At 70.7% G+C, this 14,594-nt stretch carries 16 protein-coding genes and 2 tRNA genes; 8 read left to right on the forward strand and 10 right to left on the reverse strand.

Annotated elements, in window-relative coordinates:
* Positions 1–31 precede the first annotated feature (31 nt).
* The 3 genes from AB0P17_RS13705 to AB0P17_RS13715 form a co-directional block, all read right to left on the reverse strand.
* Positions 32–844, reverse strand: a complete 813-nt coding sequence (locus AB0P17_RS13705) for a sterol carrier family protein (RefSeq protein ID WP_365810583.1) — start codon at positions 842–844, stop codon at positions 32–34.
* Positions 845–862: 18 nt separating this feature from the next.
* Positions 863–1,591 (reverse strand): NAD(P)H-binding protein, encoded by a 729-nt coding sequence (locus AB0P17_RS13710; RefSeq protein WP_365810585.1) that lies wholly within the window; start codon positions 1,589–1,591, stop codon positions 863–865.
* Positions 1,592–1,692: 101 nt separating this feature from the next.
* On the reverse strand, positions 1,693–2,364 hold the full coding sequence (locus AB0P17_RS13715; RefSeq protein WP_365810587.1) for a nitroreductase: 672 nt from the start codon (positions 2,362–2,364) through the stop codon (positions 1,693–1,695).
* Between the two features lie 158 nt (positions 2,365–2,522).
* Between AB0P17_RS13715 and AB0P17_RS13720 the strand changes: the two genes are divergently transcribed.
* Entirely contained in the window at positions 2,523–3,206 is a 684-nt protein-coding gene (locus AB0P17_RS13720) for an NAD(P)H-dependent oxidoreductase (RefSeq protein ID WP_365810588.1), read from the forward strand.
* Here the strand turns inward: AB0P17_RS13720 and AB0P17_RS13725 are convergent.
* The 7 genes from AB0P17_RS13725 to purS all read right to left on the reverse strand — a co-directional run bounded on the left by AB0P17_RS13725 (position 3,203) and on the right by purS (position 8,891).
* On the reverse strand, positions 3,203–3,709 hold the full coding sequence (locus AB0P17_RS13725; RefSeq protein ID WP_365810590.1) for a MarR family winged helix-turn-helix transcriptional regulator: 507 nt from the start codon (positions 3,707–3,709) through the stop codon (positions 3,203–3,205). The genes AB0P17_RS13720 and AB0P17_RS13725 overlap by 4 nt on opposite strands.
* 39 nt (positions 3,710–3,748) lie before the next feature.
* A complete protein-coding gene (locus AB0P17_RS13730; RefSeq protein WP_365810774.1) occupies positions 3,749–4,594 on the reverse strand; it encodes a M23 family metallopeptidase in 846 nt (281 codons plus the stop codon).
* A gap of 101 nt (positions 4,595–4,695) precedes the next feature.
* Positions 4,696–5,250 (reverse strand): helix-turn-helix domain-containing protein, encoded by a 555-nt coding sequence (locus AB0P17_RS13735; protein ID WP_365810592.1) that lies wholly within the window; start codon positions 5,248–5,250, stop codon positions 4,696–4,698.
* Between the two features lie 134 nt (positions 5,251–5,384).
* Positions 5,385–5,591, reverse strand: coding sequence for a DUF4177 domain-containing protein (locus AB0P17_RS13740; RefSeq protein WP_365810593.1), 207 nt, complete (start codon positions 5,589–5,591; stop codon positions 5,385–5,387).
* Between the two features lie 59 nt (positions 5,592–5,650).
* Positions 5,651–7,909 (reverse strand): phosphoribosylformylglycinamidine synthase subunit PurL, encoded by a 2,259-nt coding sequence (gene purL / locus AB0P17_RS13745; RefSeq protein ID WP_365810595.1) that lies wholly within the window; start codon positions 7,907–7,909, stop codon positions 5,651–5,653.
* Complete coding sequence (gene purQ / locus AB0P17_RS13750) at positions 7,909–8,589, reverse strand: phosphoribosylformylglycinamidine synthase subunit PurQ (RefSeq protein WP_365810596.1); 681 nt, start codon at positions 8,587–8,589, stop codon at positions 7,909–7,911. The genes purL and purQ overlap by 1 nt, the downstream gene beginning before the upstream one ends.
* Positions 8,586–8,891, reverse strand: a complete 306-nt coding sequence (gene purS, locus AB0P17_RS13755) for a phosphoribosylformylglycinamidine synthase subunit PurS (protein ID WP_365810597.1) — start codon at positions 8,889–8,891, stop codon at positions 8,586–8,588. The genes purQ and purS overlap by 4 nt, the downstream gene beginning before the upstream one ends.
* A gap of 400 nt (positions 8,892–9,291) precedes the next feature.
* Between purS and AB0P17_RS13760 the strand changes: the two genes are divergently transcribed.
* From AB0P17_RS13760 to AB0P17_RS13790, 7 genes are all read left to right on the forward strand, one after another.
* Positions 9,292–9,633: an Lsr2 family protein gene (locus AB0P17_RS13760; protein WP_365810598.1), complete on the forward strand. Its 342-nt coding sequence runs from the start codon at positions 9,292–9,294 to the stop codon at positions 9,631–9,633.
* 319 nt (positions 9,634–9,952) lie between these two features.
* A tRNA-Gly gene (locus tag AB0P17_RS13765) sits at positions 9,953–10,024 on the forward strand.
* Positions 10,025–10,092: 68 nt separating this feature from the next.
* Positions 10,093–10,165, forward strand: a tRNA-Gly gene (locus AB0P17_RS13770).
* A gap of 198 nt (positions 10,166–10,363) precedes the next feature.
* Entirely contained in the window at positions 10,364–11,341 is a 978-nt protein-coding gene (locus AB0P17_RS13775; RefSeq protein ID WP_365810599.1) for an ABC transporter ATP-binding protein, read from the forward strand.
* A gap of 65 nt (positions 11,342–11,406) precedes the next feature.
* Positions 11,407–12,252, forward strand: a complete 846-nt coding sequence (locus tag AB0P17_RS13780; RefSeq protein ID WP_365810601.1) for an ABC transporter permease — start codon at positions 11,407–11,409, stop codon at positions 12,250–12,252.
* A 55-nt stretch (positions 12,253–12,307) separates the two neighbouring features.
* Positions 12,308–13,837: a histidine kinase gene (locus tag AB0P17_RS13785; RefSeq protein WP_365810602.1), complete on the forward strand. Its 1,530-nt coding sequence runs from the start codon at positions 12,308–12,310 to the stop codon at positions 13,835–13,837.
* A complete protein-coding gene (locus tag AB0P17_RS13790) occupies positions 13,837–14,565 on the forward strand; it encodes a response regulator transcription factor (RefSeq protein WP_365810603.1) in 729 nt (242 codons plus the stop codon). Before AB0P17_RS13785 ends, AB0P17_RS13790 begins: the two co-directional genes overlap by 1 nt.
* The last annotated feature ends 29 nt before the right edge of the window (positions 14,566–14,594 follow it).

Consider the following 14,594-nt stretch of genomic DNA (forward strand, 5'->3'; position numbering starts at 1 on the left):
GTTCCGCCTCGCCCGTGCGTCTCCCGCTCCGTCACCCCATCAGCGGGAGCAGACCACCGAGATCCGCCCGCTCCCCGCTCGCGCCGACCCGCGCCGCGTCGATCTCGGTGCGCCAGTCCGTACGGCCGGTGGCCAGCCGGATCCACGTCAGCGGATCGGTCTCCACGACGTTGGGCGGGGTCCCCCGGGTGTGCCGCGGCCCGGCCACGCACTGCACGACGGCGTACGGCGGCACCCGCACCTCGGTGGCCGAACCGGGCGCCTTGACGGCGAGCGCGTCGGCGAGCACCCGGGTGCAGGCGGCGAGTGCCTGCCGGTCGAACGGCACGGCGAGCCCGGCGGCGCGGTTGAGGTCGTCGGTGTGGACGATCAGCTCGACCGTCCGGGTGACGAGATAGTCCCCGAGCCGCATCGCCCCGAGCCGCATCGCCACCACCCGGTCGTCGTCGGCGCCGGGCAGCAGCGCCTCGATCCGGGCGGCGGTACGGGCGAACAACTCGTCCGGGGCGGCCGAGGCGGCGTACTCGGTGACGCTCCCGGAGATGGCGCCGGCGTGCGCGGCGGTGGCGAAGGGCCAGGTGGCGACGGTGACGACGGGAGCGGGGGAAGGGGCGTTGTTCTTGTCGTTCTCGATGTTCTCGATGTAGAGGTTGACGGACTCGACCGCCATGCACAGATGCGCGGCCAGTTCCCGGACACTCCACTCCCCGAGCCCACTGGGCGACGCGAGCTGCTCGGGGGTGAGGCGCCCGACCGCCGCGCGGACATTCCCGAACTGGGCCAGAACGGCGGCCCGGATCTTGGCGGAGTCGTAGCTGCGGGCACGCTTCTTGGCAGGTGGCATGGAGCGAGGTTAATCGGGTCAGGAGAGCCAGTCGGCGTAGTGGGTGGGGGCGAGGTGTGCGTCCTTGTCGGTGAGGACGTCGCCCTTGACGGCGGCGAACATGCCGGCCGTGGGGTCGGTGACGACCGTACGGCTGTCGCCCTTGCGGGACAGGGTGATGCGGCCCACCTCGTCGAGGGTGAAGATCTCGGGGCCGGCGATGTTACGGATGCCGTTCAGCGGGGCGCCCGCGGCGACCTCGGCCACGGCGGCGGCCACGTCCTTGGCGGCGATCGGCTGGATCGGCGTGGCGGGCAGCCGGACGGTGTCGCCGTCGCTGGTCCAGGACATGGTGGCGTCCATGAACTCCATGAACTGCGTCGCCCGGACGATCGAGTACGGGACCGGCCCGGCGGCGAGGAGATTCTCCTGGAGCACCTTGGCGCGGTAGTAGTCCAGCTCCGGGACCTGCTCCGCGCCGACGATCGAGAGGATGACGAAGTGGCCGACGCCGCCCCTGCGGGCCGCGGCCAGGAGGTTGTCCATCGAGGTCTGGAAGAAGGCCAGGGAGGCGTCGTCGAACGTCGGGGAGTTCGTCAGGTTGACGACGACGTCGGCGCCCGCCACCGCCTCGTCCAGCCCCTGGCCGCTGATGATGTCCACCCCGGTGGACTGCGAGTGCGGGACCGCCTCGTGCCCGGCGGCGTTCAGATTCTTGACGACCTGCGACCCGATCAGTCCGGTACCGCCGATGACTGCGACCTTCATGGCATGCCTTTCATCCGTCTTTTTGCAAAATATGACACTTGGGTAGTTATGTGGGTAGGGCAACGACCCGCGCTCGCCGGTCGGCCCGAGGGCGGGCGTTGTCAGCGGCCGTCGACGAACGTGACCGTTTCGTCGAGCGGCGCGCGGCCCGTACGGACGTCGCCGCCGACCGTGCCGCACTCGAATCCGATCGACATGCCGCAGAAGAGGATGAGCTCCTCCGGGGGTGACAGGACCGTCGCGACGGTCCTGTGGAACTTCGCCCAGGCCATCTGCGTGCAGCTGTGCAGCCGTTCGGCACGGAGCAGCAGCATGACGGTCTGCAGATACATGCCGACGTCGGACCACTGGGGCCGGCCCATGTCGCGGTCGATGTAGCAGAACAGGGCGGCGGGCGCGCCGAAACAGTCCCAGTTCGCGGAGGCGGCCCGCTGGCGCGCCTCGGTGTCCTCCCGCGCGATGCCGAGCCCTCCGTAGCGCTGCTCACCGAAAGCGGATCGGCGCTCGTGGTACGGGGACTTCAGCGCGGGCGGGTACATCTCGTACTCCGCCTCGTCCCAGGAGTCGCCCGCGGCCAGGCGCCCGACGGCGCGCTCCTTGATCTCGGCCAACGGCGCGCCAGTCACCACATAGGCGCGCCACGGCTGGAGGTTCGAACCGGACGGCGCCCAGGCCGCGGCGGACAGCACGCGCTCCAGCACTTCCCTCGGGACAGGCCGGTCGGTGAATCCGCGCACCGCTCGCCGGCTCGTGACCGCCTCGTAGACGTCCATGGCCCCCGCCTCCATCGCTCAACGAGTTCGTCTTCCTTCACCTTCGCTACACTCGCGACCGTATCATTCGATACCGTATCGTGTGCAACTATCGTTGAGGCCACGAAATCCCCGACCCCGGCTTCCCTGCCCGGGACACCACCGCTTGGAGAAAACCCATGACCACGCTGCTGCACATCGACTCGTCCGTGCTCCCGGGCGAGGCGTCCTCGTCCCGTTCGCTCTCGGCCGCCTTCCGCAGGACGTGGGAGGAGCAGCACCCGGACGGCACGGTGATCTACCGCGACCTGGCCGCCGACCCCGTCCCGCACATCACCGCCGCGGCCTGGTCCGCCGGTTTCACCGCCCCCGCCGAGCGCACCCCGGAGCAGTCCGCCGCGTTCGCCGCGCGGGTGAAGCTCATCGAGGAACTGGAGGCGGCGGACGCCATCCTGATCGGCGCCCCCATGTACAACTTCTCGATCCCGTCGACCCTCAAGGCATGGCTGGACAGCGTGTTCCTGATCGGCCGCACCGCGGGCGAGGCCCCCTCGGCCCAGGGCACCCCGGTGATCGTCATCGCCAGCCGTGGCGGCTCCTACGCGCCGGGCACCCCGCGCGAGGGCTACGAGTTCGTACAGAACTATCTGGAGGCCGTCCTCAAGGAAACGTTCGGCCTGGACCTCGACTTCATCGTCCCGGAACTCACCCTGGCCCCCCGCAACCCGGCCATGTCGGAACTGGTCCCCCTCTACGAGGCGTCCCGCAAGCGCGCCTTCGAGGAAGCGGCCACCAAGGCGAAGGAACTCGCGGAGCGGCTCGCCGCGAAAGCCGCGGAAGCCGCCGGGACGGACGCGCGTTAACCCTCGGGACCCGCGGGACCCTCGGGACCCGCGGGATGGGCCAACCGGGTCAGCAGGGCCGTCAGCTGCTCGGTCCCGCCGGGTCCCAGTTCGGCCGCCAGGTGCTCGGCCAGCGGCTCCGCCGCCGCATGGGCCGCGTCGAAGAGTTCGAGCCCCTGAGGCGTGATCTCCACCGCCCGCACCCGCCGGTCCCCCGGAACGGCCCTGCGTACGGCCAGCCCCTTCCGCTCCAGGTCGTCCACGACCCGCATGATCCCCGCCTTGTCCGACCCCGTCGCCGCCGCCAGGTCACGCTGGACCGTGGGCCCGCGATTGACCAGCACGATCAGCACCGCGAAATGCCGCAGCTCGACGCCGAGCGGCCGAAGCGCCTCCCCCATCACGGCGGCCGCGCGCCAGTGCGCCCGGCGCAGCAGCAGGCCGAGAGCGAAAGGCGAGACGTCCCCGGGGCGGTCGGTCGCACGTGAGGCGCTGGTCTGGTGCGGAACATCGGCGGCGGCCATGAAGCCAGACTACTTCACTCAATACGGTATCGATTGAAACTAACTCCGGCCCACGAAGCTCTCACCGTTCGACGGGACGCCGATGCCCCGCCAGCGGAACGGGATGCCGCGGGCGGAGTTCAGGTCCGGGTGGTCCATGAGCTGGAAGTGGAGGTGCGGCTCGCTGGAGTTGCCCGAGTTCCCGCAGCGGGCCAGGGTCTGCCCGGCCGAGACGCGGTCGCCCACGCCGACCTCCAGCGAGCCCCGCCGGAGGTGGGCGTAGGCCGCGTACGTACCGTTCCCGAGGTCGAGGATCACGTGGTTGCCGAAGATCCGGTGCACACCGGCGATCTCCCGTACCGTGCTCTCGAAGAGCATCAGGTAGACCAGTCCGGCCAGGGAGTTCCTGCTGAGATGGTCGCGCTGGCCGTCGGAGGCGTGGACGACCATCGCGTCGGCCACCGCGAACAGCGGTGCGCCGAAGGCCGGGAAGTCCTCGTTGCGGCGGGCGACCGGCCACAGCCACGCGAACGCCGGACGGGACGGTGGCGGGGTGGATGCCGGTCCTGGCGTTCCGGCCTGCGGGCTGGGCGTGTCGGCCTCCGGGCCCGGCTCCGCCACGATGTCGATCGCGTACGCCTGTCCGTACCCGTACGTCCCATGGCTCGGCACCTTGTCCGCCGGGCTGTTCAGCGCCTGCCAGCCGCCCCTGACCGGCGGATCCACCTCCACCGCCGGCGGGCGCACCGCGTGCTGGGCGCGGGCCGTGCGCCCCATCCACACCAGCAGCGCGATCCCGATCCCCCCGGGCAGCCAGGTCCACCAGTAGCTGAAGGGCAGGCCGACAAAGGCTCCGGCGAGGACCAGGGCGCAGAACACCAGCCAGGACAGCCGGAAGCCGGTCATGGCCCGCGCCCGGCTCCGGCGGCCCTTCTCCATCTCCATCTCGCTCACGGACATCGTTTCGTTCCCCCCGGTGGATCGATCGGTCATGGGTGGTGACGGACTTACGGACGCGCGGCGGTGATCATCACCAGCAGCGGTACGACCCGGGCCGCCGGGATCTCGTACCGTCCCCGGCCCGGCGTGTGCAGCCAGCCCGTGCCGGTCAGTTGGCGCAGGTGGTGGTAGAGCTGGCCGGTGGTGCCGAGTTCGTCCACCTCCGCCAGCTCGGCCGTCGTGCGCCGGCCGCCGAGGATCTCGCGCAGCAGGCGGAGCCGTACCGGATGGCCGAGCGCGGCGAAGGACTCCGAGGTTCCCGACCAGTCGGCGGCGAGCAGTCCGTCGGTGAGCGCGCCGTACTGCCACTCGTACCGCTCGCCCCCGGGCAGCCGTACGGAGCCGGTGTAGAGCACTCCCCCGCCCGGCGAACCGGCCCTCGCCAGCTCGGACTTGAGGTGGTGCAGCGCCCAGAGGTCGCCGCCGGGCAGCGGCGGCTCCGCACCGTCCGCCTCGCCGGCACCCCGGGCGCCGCCTTGGCTCCCGGCCCCGCGATCGCGGTCCGCGCGCTCCAACGCCGCCAGTCTGCGCTCCAGTTCGGCGACGCGCTCCTCAAGCTCCATGCATCGATACTACGTAACTACGTAATCCTTTGAGAAGGCGGCGCCCGTGTGCGGCACACCGGCACACGGGCGCACAGCTGAGCCCCCGCCCCGGAAACTTCCGTTCCGGGACGGGGGCTCGGCTCGTGAGAGCGTCACGCCTCGCGCGGGCGCTCCAGCGTCAGCAGCAGTCCCTCGACCGCGCCCGGGCCGATCCGGCCCTTGACGTCCGCCGCCGTGATGGACTTCAGCGCCCAGCCGTCCTCGGCGTGCTTGTTGAGGATCTTCTCCAGCTTGTCGCCGTCCAGGGCGTCGCCTATGAGCGATTCCCGGAACGTGACGACCTTGTACTCGTACGACATGGTGCCTTCGCCTCCTGGTTGATCCTGGTTGAGGCCTGGTTGACGTGACCGAACGGCGCTCAGGCCAGCAGGGCCGGAATCGTCGCCTCGTGCGCGTCCCTCAGCTCGCCCAGCGGGATGCCGAACTCGCCCTGCACCTCGATCTCCTCGCCGTCCACGACCCCGATCCGGGTCACGGGCAGCCCGCGCGCCCCGCACATGTCGGTGAAGCGGAGCTCCTCGCTGCGCGGTACGGCGACGACCGCGCGGCCCGCCGACTCACTGAGGAGGAAGGTGAACGCGTCCAGCCCGTCGGGGACGACCAGCCGCGCGCCGTGCCCGCCGCGCAGGCAGGACTCGGTGACGGCCTGGATCAGACCGCCGTCGCTCAGGTCGTGCGCCGCGTCGATCATGCCGTCGCGGGACGCCGAGATCAGGATCTCGCCGAGCAGCTTCTCGCGGTCCAGGTCCACGGCCGGCGGCAGCCCGCCCAGGTGGTCGTGGACGACCTGGGACCAGGCCGAACCGCCGAACTCCTCACGCGTGTCACCGAGCAGGTAGAGCAGCTGGCCCTGCTCCGCGAAGGCGATCGGCGTACGGCGGCTGACGTCGTCGATCACACCGAGCACGGCCACGACCGGCGTCGGGTGGATCGCCGTCTCGCCCGTCTGGTTGTAGAGCGAGACGTTGCCGCCGGTCACCGGCGTGCCCAACTGGAGGCAGCCGTCGGCCAGTCCGCGCGTCGCCTCGGCGAACTGCCACATCACGGCAGGGTCCTCGGGCGAGCCGAAGTTCAGGCAGTCGGAGATGGCGAGCGGGGTGGCGCCGGAGGCGGCCACATTGCGGTACGCCTCCGCCAGCGCGAGCTGCGCGCCCGTGTACGGGTCGAGCTTCGCGAAGCGGCCGTTGCCGTCCGTCGCCATCGCCACGCCGAGGTTGGTGTTCTCGTCGATCCGGACCATGCCGGCGTCCTCGGGCTGCGCCAGCACCGTGTTGCCCTGGACGAAACGGTCGTACTGGTCGGTGATCCACGCCTTCGACGCCTGGTTCGGCGACGCGACCAGCTTCAGCACCTGCGCGCGCAGCTCGGCCGGGGTGGCCGGGCGGGCCAGCTTGTTCGCGTCGTCCGCCTGGAGGGCGTCCTGCCAGTCGGGGCGCGCGTAGGGCCGCTCGTACACCGGACCGTCGTGGGCGACGGAGCGCGGCGGTACGTCGACGATCTGCTCGCCGTGCCAGAAGATCTCCAGGCGCTCGCCCTCGGTCACCTCACCGATGACCGTGGCGATGACGTCCCACTTCTCGCAGATCTCCATGAAGCGGTCGACCTTGCCGGGCTCGACGACCGCGCACATGCGCTCCTGCGACTCGCTCATGAGGATTTCCTCGGGCGAGAGCGTCGCGTCACGCAGCGGTACGGTGTCCAGCTCGACCCGCATACCGCCGGAGCCGGCCGACGCCAGCTCGCTCGTCGCGCAGGAGAGGCCGGCGCCGCCGAGGTCCTGGATCCCGGCGACGAGCTTCTCCGCGAAGATCTCCAGGGTGCACTCGATGAGGAGCTTCTCCTGGAAGGGGTCGCCGACCTGGACGGCGGGACGCTTCGCGGGGCCGGTCGATTCGAAGGTCTCGGAGGCCAGCACCGAGACGCCGCCGATGCCGTCGCCGCCCGTGCGGGCGCCGTACAGGATCACCTTGTTGCCCGCGCCGGACGCCTTCGCGAGGTGGATGTCCTCGTGCTTCATCACGCCGATGCAGCCGGCGTTGACCAGCGGGTTGCCCTGGTAGCAGGCGTCGAAGACGACCTCGCCGCCGATGTTCGGCAGGCCGAGGCAGTTGCCGTAACCGCCGATGCCCGCAACGACCCCGGGCAGCACCCGCTTGGTGTCCGGGTGGTCGGCCGCTCCGAAGCGCAGCGGGTCGACGACGGCGACCGGGCGGGCACCCATGGCGAGGATGTCGCGGACGATGCCGCCGACGCCGGTGGCCGCGCCCTGGTAGGGCTCGATGTACGAGGGGTGGTTGTGCGACTCGACCTTGAAGGTGACCGCGTACCCCTGGCCGACGTCCACGACGCCCGCGTTCTCGCCGATGCCGACGAGCATCGCGTCGCTCGCGGGCGCCTTCTCGCCGAACTGCCGCAGGTGGACCTTGCTGCTCTTGTACGAGCAGTGCTCGGACCACATGACGGAGTACATGGCCAGCTCGGCGCCGGTGGGACGGCGCTCCAGGATCTCGCGGATCCGGGCGTACTCGTCCTCCTTGAGGCCGAGTTCCTTCCAGGGCTGCTCGGCGTCGGGGGTGCCGAGCGCGTGCTTGACCGTGTCGAGGTTCTTGATGGTCATCAGGCGCTTACCAGCTTCTTCAGGATCGAGGTGAAGAATCCGAGGCCGTCGGTACGGCCCGTACCGATCAGCGGCTCCACGGCGTGCTCGGGGTGCGGCATGAGGCCGACGACATTGCCCGCCGCGTTGGTGACCCCGGCGATGTCGCGCAGCGAACCGTTCGGGTTCCCGTCCAGGTAGCGGAAGGCGACCCGGCCCTCGGCCTCCAGCTCGTCGAGCGTGCGCTCGTCGGCGACGTACCGGCCGTCGATGTTCTTGAGCGGTACGGAGATTTCCTGGCCGGCGGAATAGTCGGCGGTCCAGGCGGTGTCCGCGCTCTCCACCCGCAGTTTCTGATCGCGGCAGATGAAGTGGAGATGGTTGTTACGGAGCATCGCACCCGGAAGGAGATGCGACTCGGTGAGGATCTGGAAGCCGTTACAGATGCCGAGAACCGGCATACCGGCCTTCGCCTGCTCAATGATCGTTTCCATCACCGGCGAGAACCGGGAGATGGCACCGGCCCGCAGATAATCGCCGTAACTGAAACCGCCCGCGAGGACAACCGCGTCGACCTGATGGAGATCTTTGTCGCGGTGCCACAGCGATACCGGCTCGGCACCGGCGATACGGACGGCCCGCAGGCTGTCCCGGTCGTCGAGGGTGCCGGGGAAGGTGACGACTCCGATACGAGACGTCACTTCGACCCCTCGGCCGTCGCGGTCACGGCGGCGGCGACGGCCCCGCCGACTTCGCCGGCTTCGTCGACCTTCACGACGAAGTCCTCGATGACGGTGTTGGCGAGAAAGGTTTCGGCCATCTCATGGATGCGGGCGAGGGCGGCCTCGTCGACCGGCCCCGCCACCTCCAGCTCGAAACGCTTTCCCTGGCGGACGTCGGCGATCCCCTCGAAGCCCAGGCGGGGCAGTGCGCGCTGCACCGCCTGGCCCTGCGGGTCGAGGATCTCCGGCTTGAGCATGACGTCGACTACGACGCGTGCCACGTGCACTCCCGGTGGTGTGGTGCGGCTGGTTCTCGCTGTTGCGTTCTCCGGGGAATCCCCCAGACCCCCCGAGGTACCTCAGCGTACCCGGCCAGAAAATCTACGCGGGTAGATATGTCCGTTTTCTGGATCCGCGCGAACGGCGGGGCGCCGGGGCCGTCACGGGACAACGCCGGGAAAAATCCCGGAAAAAAATCTCGCCACCCATTGCCGCAGGACACGCTGATGTAATTGGCTGGGCTTCACAATGCGGTCTCTTCCGCTGTACAAAGGAATACAGCGGAAAGAAGCATTGCCCCATAAGAGCCGGAAGGCCGGTATCGCAGCACGTCAACACGTTTCCCGCACATGTCGGGCACGTCGGGGCGTGAGCGGGTGCCGCAAGAAAGGACCTGAATCCGTGGCGCAGCGCGTAGTGGTCACGCTCTCCGACGACATCGATGGCGGGGATGCGGCGGAAACGGTCGCGTTCGGCCTGGACGGGAAGTCGTACGAGATCGACCTCAATCCCGCCAACGCGAAGAAACTGCGTAAGGCCCTGGCCCCCTTCGTGGCGGCGGGCCGAAAGCAGACAAATGCGAGTAAGCACGGCAAGTCGCGCTCGCGTACGGCCTACCGGCACACGGCACTCGCCCCCGACCCGGCCGCGGTGCGGGCCTGGGCGCAGTCCCACAAGGTGGAGGTGCCGGCGCGAGGCCGGATCCCGAAGCGGGTGTACGAGGCGTTCCACAAGGCGAGTTGAGCGACGGGCGGGCGCGGGGCACCGGACGCGGACCCAGGCCCGGCTCGCCGGGCTCGGGCCGGACGCGGGTTCCTGCGCGATCCGGGCGCGGGCCCGCGCCCGTTCCGTACGCGGTACACGCCCGGTCCGTACGCGGGTTCACGCCCGGATCACACCCGGATCACGCCTGGATCGCGCCCGGTTCGTACGCGGTTCACACCCGGGCTCACGCCGGTCGAGTGACCTGGCTCCGCACCGAGTTGCACAGCACCCCCACTGATCGGCTAGAGTTTGGAACACGCCGAGGGGCAAGGCCGAAAAGCCGAAGCCCAGGCAGCGTGCGGGTGTAGTTCAGTAGTAGAACGCCCCCTTTCCAAGGGGGAGGCGCAGTGTGCAATTCCTGTCACCCGCTCTACATCACTTCCGGTCCGGCTCAATGGATCAGGTAGAGTGATGGGCGCACCGGTCAGCCGGTGCGATGCGGACGTAGCTCAGTTGGTAGAGCGCAACCTTGCCAAGGTTGAGGTCGCCAGTTCGAACCTGGTCGTCCGCTCGTAAGAAAGAAGGCCCTGGTCTCCGGATCAGGGCCTTCTTCATGTGCTCCTCACCTGCCCTCCTCACCTGCACTTCTCACGTGCCCTCCGCTATGAGCCTCCGCCCACCGCCGCGCGTCCCGCGAAATGACAAATGTCATCGGAGACGGTGACAGGGCGCACTGCCGAAGGGCCCGCTCCGCCGGAACCCTGAAGACATGACTCAGGCATCGACGCAGGTTTCCGCTCACCCGCCCCGGGACGACGGCGCCGCACCCGCCCCGGCGATCGACGTGAACGCCCTGCGGCGTACGTACACCGGCGGATTCCACGCGGTCGACGGGATCTCCTTCTCCGTTCCGCGCGGCGAGCTGTTCGCACTGCTCGGGACGAACGGCGCGGGCAAGACGTCCACCGTCGAGCTGCTGGAGGGCCTGGCCCGGCCCAGCGGCGGCACGATCCGGGTGCTGGGCCACGATCCGTACACCGAACGGGCCGCCGTGCGCCCCCGGGTGGGCGTGATGCTCCAGGAGGGCGGCTTCCCCTCCGACCTGACGGTCACGGAAACGGTGCGGATGTGCGCCGGGTGCACCAGCGGCGCGCGCCCGACCGGTGAGGCGCTGGAACTGGTGGGGATGGGCCACCGGGCGGACGTACGGGTCAAGCAGCTCTCCGGCGGCGAGAAGCGGCGCCTGGACCTGGCGCTCGCGCTGCTCGGGCGGCCCGAGGTGCTCTTCCTGGACGAGCCGACGACGGGGCTGGACGCCGAAGGGCGGCGCGACACCTGGGAGTTGGTGCGGGAGCTGCGGGCGGGCGGTACCACCGTGCTGCTGACCACGCACTACCTGGAGGAGGCCGAGACCCTCGCCGACCGGCTGGCGATCATGCACCGGGGCCGGATCGTGGTCTCCGGCACCCCGGCCGAGGTGACCGCGGCACGGCCCGCGCGGATCCGCTTCACACTGCCCGCCGGTGTCCCCGCCGGACGGCTCCCGCTGTCGCTGCACGCGGCGGAGCGCGGCGACGGGCAGATGGAGATCCGCACCCGGCGGCTCCAGCGGGACCTGGGGGAACTCCTGCGCTGGGCCGAGGAGTCGGACGTGGAACTCGCGACGCTGGACGCCCGGTCCGCCTCCCTCGAAGAGGCATTTCTGGATATCGCGTCGGAGCGCGCGGAAACGGGGGACGCACGATGAGCAGGACGGACGGCAGGACGGACCGCAGCACGGATGATGGGGCAGTCGAGGTGGTCGATCCGGGGATGACGCGTCCGGCAGGCACGGCAGGCACGGCAGGCACGGCGGGCACGGCGGGCACGGCGGACGTCCCGCCCGGCGGGCCGCGGACGACGGCCGTCGGCCGGCTCAAGGCGCTCGGGCGGGCGGAGTACGTCATGCTCGTCCGGAACAGGACGGCACTCTTCTCCGCGCTGATCGTGCCGGTGGCCATGATCGGGGCGATCAAGGCGTCCCTCAAGGAGGTCGACCTCGGCAAGGTCGGGATGACCGGTATCGAGGTCGCGATGGCCGGCAGCATCGGCATGGTGCTGATCATGGGGGTGTACGCCAACCTCTCCGCCGCGTACACGGCCCGCCGCGAGGACCTGGTGCTCAAGCGGCTCCGTACCGTCGAGGCGTCCGACCGCGAGATCCTCGCCGGTACGGCGCTGCCCGCGGTCGTGCTGGCCTTCGCGCAGTCCTGCCTGATGATCGCGGGCGGGGTGGCGTTCCTGGGGGTGCCCGCGCCGGAGAACCCGCTGCTGCTGCTCGGCGGGCTGCTGGCCGGGCTGCTGCTGCTCACCACGCTGGCGGCGACGACCTCGGCGTTCACCCGTACCGTGGAGAGCGCCCAGATCACCACCATGCCGCTGTTCCTGATCTCGGTGGTGGGCTCCGGTCTCTTCGTACCGCTGGAGGTGCTGCCGGACCGGGTGGCCGCCATCTGCGAACTGCTGCCCGTGACCGGCGTGATGACCCTGATACGGGCGGGCTGGCTGGGCGGTACGGAAGGGGACGGCCTCCTCACGGCGGCGCTGACCGCCCTGGTCTGGATCGGGCTCGCAGGCTTTGCCGTACAACGGTGGTTCCGCTGGGAGCCGCGCCGCTGAGAACCGCTGAGTGCCGTCGATGGCCGTCGAGCGCGGGGAAAGGACTCCGGAGGACATGACCAGGCTGACCGGCCGGTGGAATCCGCGGAACCTGGGCCCCAGGTCCGCCACGACCAACTCCGCCAGGGTCGAGCTGTACACCCGCTACTCGTTCTACGGGATGGGGGGCCTCGAATTCGGGGCGCTCACCCCGGGCCTCGTCGGCCGGGGGGAGTCCTGGACAGTCCCGCTGGTCCTCGTCCACTCCGTACTGTGCTGCGCGCTCTGCCTACGGGCCATGGAGTGGCGGCTGGGCCGGTGCCCGCGGCCCGTCCGGCTGATGCTGGCGGTGGGCGGGCTGTCGGCGGTCCTGGTTCTCGGGCTGATCGTGCTGGCCGGGACCGAGACCGGCGAGTGGCCCGAGGACGGGGGCTTCGGCGCCCTGCTCATGCTCCTCGGGGGCTTCGGAGTGGCATCGATCACCCTGGGCCTGCGGACGCTGGCGCAGCGCGTGTACGCCGTGCTCGGCGCCCCGGCGCTGCCGGCCCTCGCGGCGCTGCTGCTCGACATGGGGTGGCGCCAGGCCGTCCTGGACTTCGGCGGGATCGCGGCCATGGGCGCACTGTTCTCCGTCGGCTGTGTCTTCTCGGTCTGGCTCGTCGGCGTGGTCTGGGAGCTGGAGGGGGCACACGAGCTCAGGGCACGGCTGGCGGTCGCGGAGGAGCGGCTGCGCTTCGGCCGTGACCTGCATGACGTGATGGGCCGCAATCTGGCGGTGATCGCGCTGAAGAGCGAACTGGCGGTACAGCTCGCCGAGCGGGGGCGGCCGGAGGCGGTGGCCCAGATGACCGAGGTGCAGCGGATCGCGCGGGAGTCGCAGCGGGAGGTGCGGGAGGTTGTACGCGGCTACCGCGAGGCGAACCTGCACAGCGAGCTGGAGGGCGCCCGGGGCGTGCTGGAGGCGGCCGGCATCGACTGCCGGATCGACGGCATCGAGACGATCGAGGGCGGATTGCCTAACGGCGGGCGGGGCGGCGGACAGCACGGCGGCATGGGGCTTCCGACCGGGGTCCGGTCCGCGCTGGGGTGGGTGGTGCGCGAGGCGACGACGAACGTCCTGCGGCACGGTGACCCGCGGCGGTGCACCATACGACTGTCGCAACAGCTGTCGGAGACAGGAGAGTACGGAGGGCCCGTAGGGTCCGGAAGGTCCGGGGAATCCTGGAAGCCCGGGGAATTCGGGAAGTCCGGGAAATCCGGGGAGTCCAGAGAGTCCGGGGAATCCGGGAAGTTCAGCGGCTGGGAGGCGGTTCTGATCGTGGAGAACGACGGCGTGCCGGAGACCGATCCGGCCGAGGGCGGCGCGGCGGCCGGGGGCGCTTCCGGACAGCAGGCGAGGGGATCCGGGCTCGCCGGGCTGCGGGAACGGCTGGCCGCCGTGGGCGGCACGCTGGAGGCGGGTCCCACGAAGGGCGGCGGCAGCTTCCGGCTGACGGCACGGATCCCGCTGCCGGAACAGCCGCGGGCGCGGTCCGGGCCGGGACCAGGATCAGGGTCAGGGTCGGCGGACGCCGGTCCGGGTGCGGGCGCGGAGGTGGCGGTCTGATGTCCGTACCCTCCGGGCCATCCGAGCCGCCCGTACCCTCCGAGCAGTCCGAGGGGGCCGAGAGGGCCGAGAGGTCTGTATCCTCGCGGCCGTCCGGTGCTCCCGCCTCCCTCCCCACCGTCCCGGTACGGGTCCTCCTGGCCGATGACGAGCACCTGATCCGGGGTGCCGTGGCCGCGCTGCTCGCCCTTGAGGACGATCTGATCGTCGTCGCCGAGGCGGCCACCGGGCCCGAGGCGCTCGCGATGGCGCGGGCCCACCGTCCCGATGTCGCCGTGCTGGATCTCCAGATGCCGGGAGCGGACGGTGTGAAGGTCGCCACATCCCTCCGGACCGAACTGCCCGGCTGCCGGACGATGATCGTGACGAGCCACGGCAGGCCCGGCCACCTCAAGCGGGCGCTGGCCGCCGGTGTGCGCGGCTTCGTGCCCAAGACGGTCAGCGCGCGGCAGCTCGCCGAGATCATCCGCTCCGTCCACGCCGGTTACCGCTTCGTGGACCCGGAGTTGGCCGCCGACGCGATCTCCGCCGGGGACTCGCCGCTGACCGCCCGCGAGGCCGAGGTCCTGGAGCTGGCGGTCGACGGTGCGCCGATCGCGGAGATCGCCGAGCGCGCCTCCCTGTCGCAGGGGACCGTACGGAACTACCTGTCGTCGGCGGCCACCAAGCTGGGGGCGGAGAACCGGCACGCGGCAGCGCGTCTCGCACGCGACCGGGGTTGGGTATAGTTGGCCTCGCGCCACCGCGCAACGGTGCG

The sequence above is a fragment of the Streptomyces sp. NPDC088124 genome (assembly GCF_040685895.1).
Lineage (GTDB): Bacteria > Actinomycetota > Actinomycetes > Streptomycetales > Streptomycetaceae > Streptomyces.